General features: G+C 63.6%; 2 protein-coding genes. Both read right to left on the bottom strand.

From position 1 onward, the window contains the following. Positions 1-108: 108 nt before the first annotated feature. Positions 109-924: an alpha/beta fold hydrolase gene (locus HDC30_RS24355; RefSeq protein WP_183785460.1), complete on the bottom strand. Its 816-nt coding sequence runs from the start codon at positions 922-924 to the stop codon at positions 109-111. 190 nt (positions 925-1,114) lie between these two features. Next, the gene (locus HDC30_RS24350) at positions 1,115-14,113 is read right to left on the bottom strand and encodes a non-ribosomal peptide synthetase (protein ID WP_183785458.1); all 12,999 of its coding nucleotides are present in this window, start codon (positions 14,111-14,113) and stop codon (positions 1,115-1,117) included. Positions 14,114-14,211 lie beyond the last annotated feature (98 nt).

Below are 14,211 nucleotides of genomic sequence, written 5' to 3'. Positions count from 1 at the left end.
GCTTCTTTATTGCCTGATCGGGCCTCTTCGCGAGCAAGCCCGCTCCCACAGGGATCACCGCGGTCACTGTGGGAGCGGGCTTGCTCGCGAAAAGAACGATGACACGGTTTAGCGGTTGCGCTCAGCCAAAAAAGTAAACAACACCTCGCTCACAAACTGCGGATTCTCCAGACTGGAAATATGCCCCGCCTCCGGCACCAGCACCCACGGGCAACCGATCAATTCAGCCATTTCCTGTGCCTCCGACGGCGGTCGCGGTTTGTCCTGATCGCCGCACAGCACCAGGGTGGTCGCGGCATTCAGTTCGCCCAGGCGCGGCAACAGATCATCACGACTGAAGGTGATACGCCCCATCGGCACGATGCTTTCGCGCAGGCGATCCGCGGTGTAGGCCGCCAGTTTGGCGCGGAAGTCCTGATACAGCGCCGACTGCGGATCGATACCCGGGCGGAAGAAGATCGGCACCACGATGTCGAGCAACTGAGGCGCAATCTCGCCGCTTTCCTCGATCTGCTTGAACAGCGAGAAATAGTACTGACGGGTTGGCTCAGGCTCGACGCCGACGTAGGTGTCGAGTAGCACCAGACCGTTGATCCGCTGCGGTGCCGACAACGCCAGACGCACGCCCCACATGCCGCCGACTGACAGCCCCGCCAGCGTGATCCGTTCGATCTGCAAATGATCGAGCAAGGCCTCGGCCTGCCGTGCGATGTCATCCAGCGAGGTGGTGCCTGGCGGCAAACGCCCGGATTCGCCGTGGCCCCACAGGTCCAGCGCAATCACCCGGTAGTGCGGCGACAGCGCAGCGATCTGCGGCGCCCACATGGCCGTGTCCCACAGATAACTGCCCGCCAGCAACACGGCCGGGCCGGTGCCTTGATCAATGTAGTGCAGCGCTTGTCCGTCAACCGTGAAGAAAGGCATCGACCACCCCCGAGACAAAAAAGAGAACCGGCAGACTGAGCTGCCGGTTGTTGATCGTCAACCGTGTAAATGTCTGAAAATGTGCCGCCCCAATCGCGAGCAGGCTCGCTCCCACAGGGGATCTGTGATCGACACAAAACCCATGTGGGAGCGAGCCTGCTCGCGAAGGGGCCGGTACAGACGCCGAAGATTACAAGCCCTCCAGCTCCGCCATCAGATCATTCAAGCGATCCACTTTATCCTCGGTCATGTCACTCGCCGCCAGGCCTTCGATGTACTCGGCCAGTTCCTGCACCGTGCTGCACTCGAACATTGCCCGCAGCGGCACATCGCGTTGCAGGGTTTTCTGCACCCGCGAGGCGATCTGCGTGGCCAGCAACGAATGCCCGCCCAGTTCGAAGAAGTTGTCGCGCACTCCGACCTTGTCGACCTTGAGCACTTCGGCCCAGATGTCGGCCAGGGTCTGCTCCAGTTCGTTGCGCGGGGCCAGGTAATCCTCGCTCTGCAACTGGCCGATCTCCAGCGCCGGCAAGGCCTTGCGGTCGAGTTTGCCGTTGGCGTTGTGCGGCAGCTGATCGAGCCACAACCAGTGCAGCGGCACCATGTATTCCGGCAGTTCGCTGCGCAGGCGTTGCTTGATCCGCTCCAGACGTTCGCTCGGGTTGAGCGCCGAATCCGCCGCGACCAGATAGCCGACCAAGTGCTTGCCATTCACGCCTTCCTGCACGCCGACCGCCGCATCGCGGACTTCCGGTTGTTCGTGCAGACGCGCTTCGATTTCACCCAGTTCGATCCGGTAACCGCGAATCTTCACCTGATGGTCGACCCGGCCAACGTACTCCAGCACCCCGTCGCTGCGCCGCCGCGCGAGGTCACCGGTGCGATACAGACGCTCGCCCGGCGCGCCGAACGGGTTCGGCACGAATACCGGCGCGGTGCGCAGCGGATCGCTGACGTAACCGCGACCGACGCCGGTCCCGGCCACGCACAACTCGCCCACCGCGCCCAGCGGCACCAGTTCCAGCGCGCCATCGACCAGATACAGCAAGTTGTTGTCGGTCGGCGTACCGATCGGCAAATAGCTGCCGCGAGTCGAAGCCATGTCCACACGGAAGAACGCCACGTCATCCGAGCATTCCGCCGGGCCGTAAGCGTTGACCAGACCGATCTGCGGATAACGCAGCAGCCACTGGTGCGCCAGTTCCGGCGGCATGGCTTCACCGGTCGGCAGCATCCAGCGCAGGCCGTCGAGGCTCAGGCGATCGGAAGCGAGCATGCCCTGAATCAGCGACGGCACACTCTCCAACACGGTGATGCCCTGCGCCTGCACATGCACCAGCAGACCCTGCGGATCGTGGGCGATGCTGTTCGGCACGATGTCCACCCGCGCCCCGAACAGCGGCGCGGCGAGGAACTGCCAGACCGAAATATCGAAGCTTTGCGAAGCGGTCTGCGCGATCACGTCGGCGTCCGTCAGTTGCAGGTACGGCACCTTGCTCAACTGGTTGTTGAGCATGCCGCGCTGCTCGACCATCACGCCTTTCGGCAACCCGGTCGAACCCGAGGTGTAGATCACGTAGGCCAGGTTGTCTGGGCCACTGTAGATTCCCGGGTTCTGCAGCGATGTCGCCAGCGCCTGCACTTCTTCCCAGACCAACAGCCGTGGACGGTTGGCGCAGCTGAATTCATCGAGCAAAGTCTGCGCCTGTTGGCGGCAGGCTTCGCTGCACACCAGCACTGGCGTGCGGCTCAGCTCGATGATCCGCTGCAGACGCTGGCTCGGCAGGCCCGGATCCAGCGGCAGGTAACCGGCACCGGCCTTGAAGCTGCCGATGATCATCCCCAGCAGATCGAGATTACGCTCGGCCAGCAACGCCACCGGTTGATCCATCTGCACCCCGGCGGCGACCAGTGCATGGCCGAGGCGGTTGGCGTTGAGGTTGAGCTCGGCATAGCTCTGTTGCTGATCAAGGCAAGTGGCGGCGATGCGCTGCGGATGCGCCGCGACCTGCGCTTCGAACAGCGCCACGTAGCTCTGCTCCAGCGGATAATCGTGGGCGCTCTGGTTGCAGCCGTGCAGCAGGAAGTCCTGCTCATCAAAGCCCAGCAGCGGCAGGTCGGCCATGTCGCCATGGAAGCCATCGACCAGTGCCAGCAGCAGGCGCTTGAACTCGCCGAGCATGCGCTCGATCGTCGATTCGTCGAAATAACGCTGGTCATACGACAGGTGCAGACCGAGGTCATCGCCCGGGTAGCACACCGCCGTCAGCGGGAAGTTGGTGTGGGTACGGCCGGAGTCCGAAGTCGCGTTGAGACTCTGCGCTCGGTCCAGCACCGAGACTTCCACCGGCGCGTTCTCGAACACGAACAGACTGTCGAACAGCGGTTGGCCTTTCGGCAATTCGCTCTGTTCCTGAATGTTCACCAGCGGCAGGTATTCGTACTCGCGCAGCTGCATGTTGCTGTCGAGTAGCCCGCTCAACCACTGGCGCACACTGGCACGCTGATCGTCCGCCGGTATCTGCACCCGCAGCGCAATGCTGTTGATGAACAGGCCGACGGTGCGTTGCATCTCCGGCATTTCCACCGGGCGCCCGGCCACGGTGACGCCGAACAGCACGTCGCGATCACCGCTCAGGCGGCGCAGCACCAAGGCCCATGCCGCTTGAGCGAAGGTGTTGATGGTCAGTTGATGAGCCTGGGCCAGCTCGCGCAACCGGACGCCATCTTCAACGTTGAGACGGGTGTAGCGGTCACCGACGATCATGCCACCGCTTTCGCCGGCGTGTTCGCGCAGGAACGGTCGGTCGCTCGGGATCGGCGTGGTGCGTTCGAAACCTTGCAGGTTCTGCTGCCACCACTGGCGCGCCTCGGCCAGGCTCTGGCGTTGCAGCCAGCCGATGTAGTCGCGGTAACGCGGCGGCAGCGACAACTGTGCTTCGCGACCTTCACCAAGAGCAGTGTAGATCTCGAAGAAATCGTTCATCAGCAGCGAACGACACCAGGCATCGATGAGGATGTGGTGGTTGCTCATCATGAACCAGTAGCGCGCCGCGCCGACCTTGATCAGGCGCAGGTGGAACGGTGCCTGATTGAGCAGATCGAACCCGGCCTCGCGCTCGCTTTTCAGCAGCGCCTGCAGCTTCGGTTCTTGCTCGGCATCGCTGATGGCGCTCCAATCCAGATACTCGATCGGCGTGCGCCCCGGAGTGTGGATCACTTGCAGCATGTCTTCGCCGACGTTCCAGCAGAACGATGCACGCAGCGCTTCATGACGGGCGACCACCGCTTGCCAGGCCTGGGCGAAACGCTCGGGATCCAGCTCGCTGTTGATGCGGTAGCGATCCTGCATGTAGTACAGACCGGTGCCCGGTTCGAGCAAGGTGTGCAGCAACATGCCTTCCTGCATCGGCGTCAGCGGATAGACGTCTTCGATCTGCGCCGCCGGCACCGGCAGTGCATTAAGTTGCGCCTGGGTCAGTTTCGCCAGCGGGAAGTCCGACGGTGTGAGGCCTCCGGCTGTGTCTTGCAGGCAATGTTCGATCAGACTTTGCAGCTCGCCGAGGTAAGCGTCGGCCAGATCGTTGATGGTTTGCGCCTCGTAGCGCTCGGCACTGAAGGTCCAGCGCAGCAGCAATTCGCCGCCGTACACCTGACTGTCGATGCTCAACTCGTTGGGCAATGGCGCCTGCGGATCGTGGGCCGCACCGACCGATTCATCCAGCGGACGGAACAGCGCATCGCTGGCGAAACTCTGGTCGAACTGGCCGAGGTAGTTGAAGGTCACCGGGGCGTTCGGCAACGCCGCCATGCTGCGCTGGCTGAGGTCATCGGCCAGATAACGCAGCACGCCATAGCCGAGGCCTTTGTGCGGTACCGCGCGCAGTTGCTCCTTGATCGCTTTGATCGAAGCACCCTGCCCGGCAGCCTCTTCGATGTTGTGCGGGGTCAGGCGTAATGGATAGGCGCTGGTGAACCAGCCGACGGTGCGAGTCAGGTCGATCTCGTCGAACAGGGTTTCGCGGCCGTGGCCTTCCAGTTGAATCAGCGCCGACGGCTGCCCGCTCCAGCGGCACAGCACGCGTGCCAGCGCAGTCAGCAGCAGATCGTTGACCTGCGTGCGGTAGGCGCGCGGTGCCTGTTGCAGCAGTTGTTGGGTACGCTCGGCATCCAGGCGCACGCTGACGGTTTGCGCGTGACGATTCTGCTGTCCGCCCTGCGGGTTTTCGCACGGCAGTTCGGCGTTCGATCCGGCCAGTTGGGTTTGCCACCAGTTCAGTTCTTCACGCAGTGATTCGCTGCCGGCGTAGGCCTGCAAACGTGCCGCCCAGTCCTTGAAGGCACTGGTTTTCGCCGGCAGTTTTACCGACTGTTCGGCTTCGAGCTGGCGGTACACGGTTTGCAGATCGTCGAGCAAGACGCGCCACGACACGCCGTCGACCACCAAGTGATGAATCGCAATGAACAGGCGTTGCTGCCCTTCGGGACCATCCACCAGCAAGGCGCGCAGCAGCGGGCCGTTCTGCAGATCGAGACTGCGCTGGGCATCGGCGAACAGCGCTGCGCACTTGTCCATCGCCGCCACCCGCACTTGCCACAACACCTCGGCGTCGGACACCGGTTGATGCGTTGCCTGCCATTGATCGTTGGCCTGAGTGAAGCGCAGACGCAGGGCGTCGTGCTGCTCGATCACCGCTAGCAGGGCTTGCTCCAGACGATGCGGTTCCAGCGCCACTGTCGGTTCCAGCAGCAACGCCTGGTTCCAGTGTTGACGCTCAGGAATATCAGTGTCGAAGAACCAGTGTTGAATCGGCGTCATCGCCGACTCACCGAGCACCAGTCCCTGCTCGGCAGTGACTTGCTCGCTGCGGCTGGCGACAGCGGCGAGGGTCTGCACCGTCTGATGCTGGAACAGATCCCGTGGACTGAAATGAATGCCCTGCTGCCGCGCCCGGCTGACCACTTGAATCGACAGAATCGAGTCGCCACCAAGTTCAAAGAAGTTGTCGTTGAGCCCGACCTGCTCGACGTTGAGCACCTCGCACCAGATCTGTGCCAGGGTCTGCTCCAACTCGCTGCTCGGGGCGACGTAGTGCTGACGATTCAGCTCGGGATCCGGTGCCGGCAAGGCGCGGCGGTCGAGTTTGCCGTTGGCGGTCAGCGGCATGCTCGCCAGCAGGATCAGGTGCGTCGGCACCATGTAGTCCGGCAATTGCGCCTTGAGGTGCGACTTCAGTGCTTCACGCAGTTCGGCCTGTTGCGCTTCGCCCTGCTCGGCAACTTCGCTGACCAGGTAGCCCACCAGTTGCTTGCCGCTCGGCGCATCCAGCGCCAGCACCACCGCTTCACGGATCGAAGCGTGATCGAGCAGACGGGTTTCGATCTCGCCCAGCTCGATGCGGAAACCACGGATTTTCACCTGATGGTCGATCCGCCCCAGATACTCCACCAACCCATCGGCACGCTGGCGCACCAGATCGCCGGTGCGGTACATACGCCCGCCATCGGCGGCAAACGGATCAGCCACGAAGCGCTCAGAGCTGATGCCCGGACGGTCGTGATACCCCTGCGCCAGACCGGCGCCGCCGACGAACAATTCACCGGTCGCGCCTTGCGGCACCAACGCCAGATCGGCATCGAGAATGTACGCCACGCGGTCACCGATCACGCTGCCGATCGGCACGCTGCCGGCGCCCTCTTCCAGCACTTCCGGGGCGAGACTGGCCAGTGGCATGACCACGGTTTCGGTCGGGCCATAGGCGTTGAAGAACAGACTCGGTTTGAACGCAGCACGAATCCGTTGCAGGTGCTCGCCAGTCAGCGCTTCGCCGCCGGTGATGATCATCCGCACCGGCAGAGTTTCATTCTGCGTGGCGAGGAACTGCGCCAGCTGGCTGCCGTAGCTCGGGGTGAAGCCGAGCACATTGATCCGATGGGTGCGGATCAACCCGCAGATTTCTTCCGCATCCCACTGCCCTTGCGCTCGCAGCACCACCTGCGCGCCGCTGAGCAACGGCACCAGCAGACGCTCGGTGGCGGCGTCGAAGTTGATCGAATAGAAGTGCAGTTCGCAGTCGTCGGGGCGCATGCCGAAACGTTCGATCACGGCCTGGCAATGCATGGCGATTTCACCGTGGGACACCACCACGCCTTTCGGCTTGCCGGTCGAGCCCGAGGTGTAAATCAGATAGGCCTGATGCTGTGGCAGGCTGATAAAGGGCAGCTCAGTGGCCGGGTAATCCGCCAGCGCCGCGCAGTCGTCTTCCAGGCACCAGCGCGCCACGTTCGACGGCAGAGCGCCAAGCGCTTTGAACATCGCGCGGTCGCTGAGCAGCAGACCGATGCGGCTGTCTTCGATCATGTAGTGCAGGCGATCGAGCGGGTATTCCGGGTCCAGCGGCACATAAGCGCCGCCGGCCTTGAGGATCGCCAGCAGGCCGACGACCATGTCCAGCGAGCGCTCCAGCGCCAGACCGACCCGCACTTGCGGGCCTACACCACGCTCGCGCAAGGCCCAGGCCAAGCGATTGGCGCGGGCGTCGAGTTCGGCGTAGCTCAGCGTCTGTCCGGCGAAGGTCAGGGCCGGGGCATCTTTGCGCGCCAGCGCCTGCTCGGCGAACAGGTGATGGATGCACTGGTCGAGACGACGTTCGCCCGGTTCAACGCCGAGGCTGTCGAGCAACCGCTGTTGTTCAGTCGGGTCGAGCAGCGGCAATTGGCTCAGACGCTGTTGCGGATCGGCGATCAACGCTTCCAGCAGGTTGCGCCAATGTTTGGCCATGCGCGCAATGGTCGGTTCGTCGAACAGATCGGTGCTGTAGGTCAGGCAGCAACCGAGGCGATGGTCGAGGTCGGTGACTTCCAGGTTGAGGTCGAACTTGGTCGCCCGCGCATCGTTGGCCAGGTACTCGACGGTCATCCCGGCGAGCATGCGGCTCTGCTGGAATTCCCAGCGTTGCACGTTGCACATCACCTGGAACAGCGGGTTGTACGCCGCACTGCGTGGCGGTTGCAGCGCTTCGACCAGATGATCGAACGGCAGGTCCTGATGCGACTGTCCTTCGATCACTGTGTGGCGCACTTGCTCGAACAACTCGCCCACCGACATCTGCCCGTCGAGCTGGCAACGCAGTACCTGAGTATTGAGGAATGCACCGATCAGCCCTTCGCTTTCCGGACGAATACGGTTGGCCACCGGTGCGCCGATGCGCAGGTCGGTCTGGCCGCTGTAGCGGTAGAGCAAGGTGGCGAGCGCAGCGGTCATGGTCATGAACAGGGTCAGACCGTTTTGCGCATTGAACGCTCGAACGCGGGCGGCGAGATCGTCGCTCAGATCGAAACGGAACAGTTCGCCCTGATGGCTTTGCACCGGCGGACGCGGACGATCGCCGGGCAGTTCCAGCAACGGATGTTCGCGACCCAGATGCGCAGTCCAGTAGTCGAGCTGACGCTGACGCTCACCGGACTCCAGCCACTGCCGCTGCCAGACGCTGTAATCCAGGTACTGCACCGGCAATGCTTCCAGCGGCGAATCGCGCTCATCGACAAAGGCTTCGTACAGCGCGCTGAGCTCGCGGGCAAAAATATCCATCGCCCAGCCTTCGGTGACGATGTGATGCAGGGTCAGCACGAAGTAATGCTCGTGCTCGGCGGTCTTCACCAGACAGGCGCGCAGCAGCGGGCCGCTTTCCAGGTCGAACGGCAGATGCGCTTCGTCATCGGCCAGTTGCTGGACGTTCTGTTCACGCTGGTCAGCCGGCAGTTTCGAGAAATCTTTCCAACCCATGCGCACGCCGGTTTCGGCATGCACCTGTTGACGGGCCACGCCATCGACGCTCGGGAACGTGGTACGCAGGGTTTCGTGGCGCAGGATCAGCGCCTGCAACGCGGCCTCGAAATGCTCGACGTGCAACACGCCGCGCAGGCGCGCCATGCCGCCGACGTTGTACGCCGGGCTGTCCGGCTCCATCTGCCAGAGGAACCACATGCGCTGTTGCGAGTACGATAACGGCACCGCTTGGCTGCGATCGACTTTGGCAATCGGCGGCTGTTGGTTGGTCTGGCCGCTGGCCTGGATCAGGCGGATCTGTTCGGCGAAATCGCCGAGTTCGCTGTGCTCGAACAAGGCACGCAACGGTAGCTCGACGTCACAGGCCTGACGGCTGCGCGAGATGATTTGTGTGGCCAGCAACGAGTGTCCGCCGAGGGCGAAGAAGTCGTCGCGCAGACCGATCCGTGGCAGACCCAGCACTTCACGCCAGATCGCGGCGATCTGTTGCTCCAGCTCAGTGACCGGTTCGACGTGTTCACGCACCTGCCACTGCGGCTCAGGCAAAGCGCGACGGTCGAGTTTGCCGCTTGGGCTGAGGGGCATTGCGTCCAGGCGCATCAGTTGCGCCGGGACCATGTATTCCGGCAGTTCGGCAGCCAGCGCAGTTTTCAGATGGGCGATCTGCGCGTGCTGATCTTCGCTGGCATCGACAGCGGTGAAGTAGCCGATCAGTTGCGCGCCGGCTGCGGTTTCACGCACCAGCACCACCGCTTGGGCGACGCCGTCCTGGGCCAGCAGCCGCGCTTCGATTTCTTCCGGCTCAACGCGGAAACCCCGCAGCTTGACCTGCTGATCGAGGCGCCCGAGGTATTCGATCACACCGTCGGCGGTCCAGCGTGCACGGTCACCGGTGCGATACAGCCGTACGCCCTGCTCGCCCAGTGGATCGACCACGAAACGTTCGGCAGTCAGTGCCGGACGACCAAGGTAACCCCGGGCCAGACCGATGCCGCTGATGCACAGTTCACCCGGCACACCGGCCGGCACGGGATTGAGATCGGCGTCGAGCACGCGGCAGATCACGTTGCCCAGCGGCCGGCCAATTGGCGAACGCTCACCGTCGTCCGTGGTGCAGTGCCAGTGGGTGACGTTGATCGCGGTTTCGGTCGGGCCGTAACGGTTGTGCAGTTGCACCGCCGGCAGCTGCGCCAGCACGCGGTTGCGCAGTTCCGCCGGCAGCGCTTCACCGCCGGAGAACACCCGGCGCAGGCTGGTGCATTCGGCGCTCAGCGGCTCGTCGATGAACAGCGCAAGCAACGGCGGCACAAAGTGCAGCGTGGTCACACCGTATTCCTGCACCAGTTGCGCGATGCGATGCGGATCACGGTGTTCGCCGGGGCCGGCGATCAGCAGACGCGCGCCAGTGATCAGCGGCCAGAAGCATTCCCACACCGACACGTCGAAACTGATCGGCGCCTTTTGCATCAGCACGTCGCTGTCGTTCAGGCGATAGCTGTTCTGCATCCATTGCAGACGTTCGGCCAATGCAGCGTGGGTGTTGCCGACGCCTTTCGGTTGGCCGGTGGAGCCGGAGGTGTAAATCACGTAGGCGAGATTGTCGCCGTGCAGGTGCAGACCCGGCGCCTGGCTCGGCCAGTTCTCCAGATGCAGCGCGTCCATGGCGATGACGCTGACGCCGTCACTGGCTGGCAGACGGTCGAGCAATGCAGTCTGAGTCAGCAGCAGCTCGACACCGCTGTCGCTGAGCATGTAAGCCAAGCGCTCGGCCGGATAATCCGGATCCAGCGGCACATAAGCGCCACCGGCCTTGATGATCGCCAGCAGGCCGATCAGCAGTTGCGGCGAACGCTCGGCGGCAATCGCCACGCACACGTCCGGGCCGACACCTTTGTCGCGCAGATAGTGCGCGAGGCGGTTGGCCTGGGCGTGCAATTCGGCGAAGTCGAGGCTACCTCCGTCCCACACCAGCGCGGTGCGTTCCGGGGTCCGCCGCGCCTGTTCGTTGAGCAGCTCCGGCAGCCATTGCTGCGCCGGGGTGCACGGGGCGACGCTCCATGCCTGTTGCTGCTCGTGCTCACACGGAGTGAGCAATGGCAGGTCGCCGATCGCCTGTTGCGGCTGCTCGCAGACCGCGCGCAGCAGGTTGCTGAAGTGTTCGGCCAGACGCTCGATGGTCGCCGCGTCGAACAGTTCATCGGCGTAGTCGAAGGACAAGGTCAGTCGCCCGTTGCGATCCTCTTCACTGTGCAGTTGCAGGTCGAACTTGGCCTCGCGGCTGTGCCACGGCAACTCTTCGGCGAGCAGGCCCGGCAGGCGTTTGAGCGCACTCAAGTCGCGTTGCTGGTGGTTGAACATGACCTGGAACAGACCTTGTTCGCGAGCCTGCGGGAACGCTTCGAGCAGTTGTTCGAACGGCAGATCCTGATGGGCCTGCGCACCCAGTGCAGTCTCGCGGGTCTGCGCCAGCAACTCGACAAACGACAGCCGCGAATCAACCTCGGCACGCAGCACCTGAGTGTTGATGAAGAAGCCGATCAAGCCCTGGGTTTCCAGGCGCGGACGGTTGGCGTTGGGGATGCCGATGCGGATATCGCGCTGACCGCTGTAGCGGTGCAGCAGGCTCTGGAACGCCGAGAGCAACAGCATGAACGGCGTCGATTGATGCGCCTGCGCGGTCTGCTTGATCGCGTCGCTGAGGCTGACACCGAGGCGCACGCTGTGGCGCGCGGCGCTGTGCAATTGTCTGGCCGAACGCGGATGGTCGGTGGCCAGTTCCAGCACCGGATGTTCGTCGCCCAGTTGGGCTTTCCAGTACGCCAGTTGCCGCTCGCCCTCGCCTTGCGTCAGCCATTGGCGCTGCCAACTGCCGTAGTCGGCGTATTGGGTGGGCAGCGGCGCGAGTTCGGCGCGCTGGCCTTGGGATGCCGCAGCGTACAGGCGCGAGAATTCGTCGATCAGCACGTTCAGCGACCAGCCGTCGGCGATGATGTGATGCAGCGTCACCAGAAGCTGATGATCTTCATCGTCGAGGCGTACGAGTGTCACCCACAGCAGCGGGCCTTTTTCCAAGTCGAATTGAGTGCGCGCCTCGTCCTCGCGGATCTGTTGCGCGCGGGCTTCACGCTCGTGCGCCGGCAAGCCGCTGATGTCGATCAGTTGCAGATTGAATTCAGGGGCGGCATCGACTTGTTGCAGCGCCACACCGTCGCGTTCGAAGAAACGCGTGCGCAGTGACTCGTGGCGCTCGATCAGTTGCTGGAAGCTGGCGCGCAACGCGTCTTCGTCCAGCTCGCCGCGCAGACGCAGGGCGCCGGGGATGTTGTAGGCGCTGCTGTGCGGGTCGAGTTGCCAGGTGACCCACAGTCGGTTTTGCGCCAGCGATTGCGGCAGTGCTTGCGTGCGCGACAACGCAGTGATTGCGCCTTGGGCGCTGCCGCCGTCCTGTTGCTGTTGCGCGACCGCAGCGGCGAATGCGGACAGGGTCGGCGCTTCAAACAGCAGGCGCAGGTTCAGCTCCAGCGCCAGTTCTTCGCGGACCCGGGCGATCACTTGCGTGGCGGCAATCGAGTTGCCGCCGAGCAGGAAGAAGTGATCGTCGGCGTTGACCTGTTTGAGGTTGAGTTGCTCGGCCCAGATATTGCCAATCAGCGCTTCCAGCTCCGAAGCTGCCAGGCTCGATTCGCTACTTTGCACCTCGGCGGACGGGAACACCGCGTAGCTGTCGAGGCTGCCATCGGCCAGACGATTGCGGCACGCCGAGCGTTGCAGCTTGCCGCTGGAAGTCTTCGGCAGCGCGCCCGGGTTGAGCAGCACCACCACGCTTGGCGCTTCCTGATAGGCCTCGGCCACCGCTTGGCGAATGGCTTTGATCAGTGCTTCGGGCGGCAGGATTTTCTGCACGCTGCGGCTGATTTCCGCCGCGATGCCGATGCCTTCTTCGCCGTCCTGAGTGACCGCGAATGCCGCGACGCGACCTTTGCGCACCACTTCCACTTCACGCTCGACGGTTTGCTCGATGTCCTGCGGATAGAGGTTGTGACCGCGCACGATCAGCATGTCTTTCAGGCGCCCGGTGATGAACAGTTCACCGTCGCGGATGAAGCCCAGATCGCCAGTGCGCAGCCAGGTGCGGCCGGCGTGCTGAACGAAGGTCTTGGCGCTGGCCTCGGGATTGCGCCAGTAGCCGTGAGCGATGCTCGGGCCGGCGGCCCAGACTTCACCGACGAGGTTGTCAGCCAGTTCGTTTAGCGTTACCGGATCGACGATTAGCACCGCATGTTCAGGCTGGCTGATGCCGCAACTCATGATCGGGCTGCCGTCGCCCGGCTCGGCGCGGTTTTGCGCCAGTGCCTGATCATCGACGCGCAGCGCAGGAATGCCGGTGCCCCGTGGTGTGCCGGCGACGAACAGGGTCGCCTCGGCCAGACCATAGGAGGCCATGAAGCTGTCTTCGCTGAAGCCGCACGGGGTGAACTTCTCGGCGAAGCGCTCAAGGGTATCGAGACGGATCGGTTCGGAGCCGGAATAGGCTACGCGCCAGCGGCTCAGGTCGAGGCGCTCCAGCGCCGATTCGCTGACCCGCTCGCTGCACAAACGATAGGCGAAATCCGGCCCGCCGCTGATGGTGCCGCCGTATTGGCTGATCGCTTCGAGCCAGCGCAACGGGCGACCGAGGAAGTAAGCCGGCGACATCAGGATGCACGGCACGCCGCTGAAAATCGGTTGCAGCAGGCCGCCGATCAGGCCCATGTCGTGGTACAGCGGCAGCCAGCTGACGATCACATCGTCAGGGTTCACATCGATGCCAAAACCGTGGCGAATCAGCAGCTCGTTGGCCACCAGATTACCGTGGCTGACCTGCACGCCTTTGGGCAGCGCGGTGGAGCCGGAGGTGTATTGCAGGAAGGCGATGTGGTCTTGCGGCAGAGCCGGTTCGACCCAGCGCTCGGCCAGGGCGTTGTCGAGGGTATCGACGCACAGCAACGGCGGCGCGCCGTCGATTTGCTGCAAGGCATCGCGCACGTCGGCACTGGTCAGCAACAGACGCGGTTCGGCGTCGGCAATGATCGACAGCAGGCGTTCCTGATGATGACGACGGGCGGACTCCGGCGGATAGGCCGGCACGGCGATCACCCCGGCGTACAGGCAACCGAAAAACGCCGCGACGTAATCTGCGCCACTTGGAAACAGCAGCACCGCGCGATCACCGAACTCAGCCTGGGCCTGCAGCGCGGCAGCAATGGTGCGCGCGCGCTGATCGAGTTCGCGGTAACTGAGCACCACGCCCTGCTCCTCGGTTTCGGCGAGAAAGCGCAGGGCCAGGCGATCCGGCGTCTGTGCCGCACGGCGCTGGAGGGCTTGGACCAGAGTGCTGGGGAGTTCGAACGCGTCGGTCATGAGGTTTCCTGCCTGAATTCGGCTTGCTAAGTGGAATCGGGTTGCTGCGTCACGCCGATCGAGGGCGTGCAGGGCGCGGTCTGTGCCGACCGCGCAAG

The organism is Pseudomonas sp. JAI115, assembly GCF_014200835.1.
Lineage (GTDB): Bacteria > Pseudomonadota > Gammaproteobacteria > Pseudomonadales > Pseudomonadaceae > Aquipseudomonas > Aquipseudomonas putida_A.
Note: the sequence above shows the minus strand (reverse complement) of the source record. Positions and strands in the feature narration are given on the sequence as shown.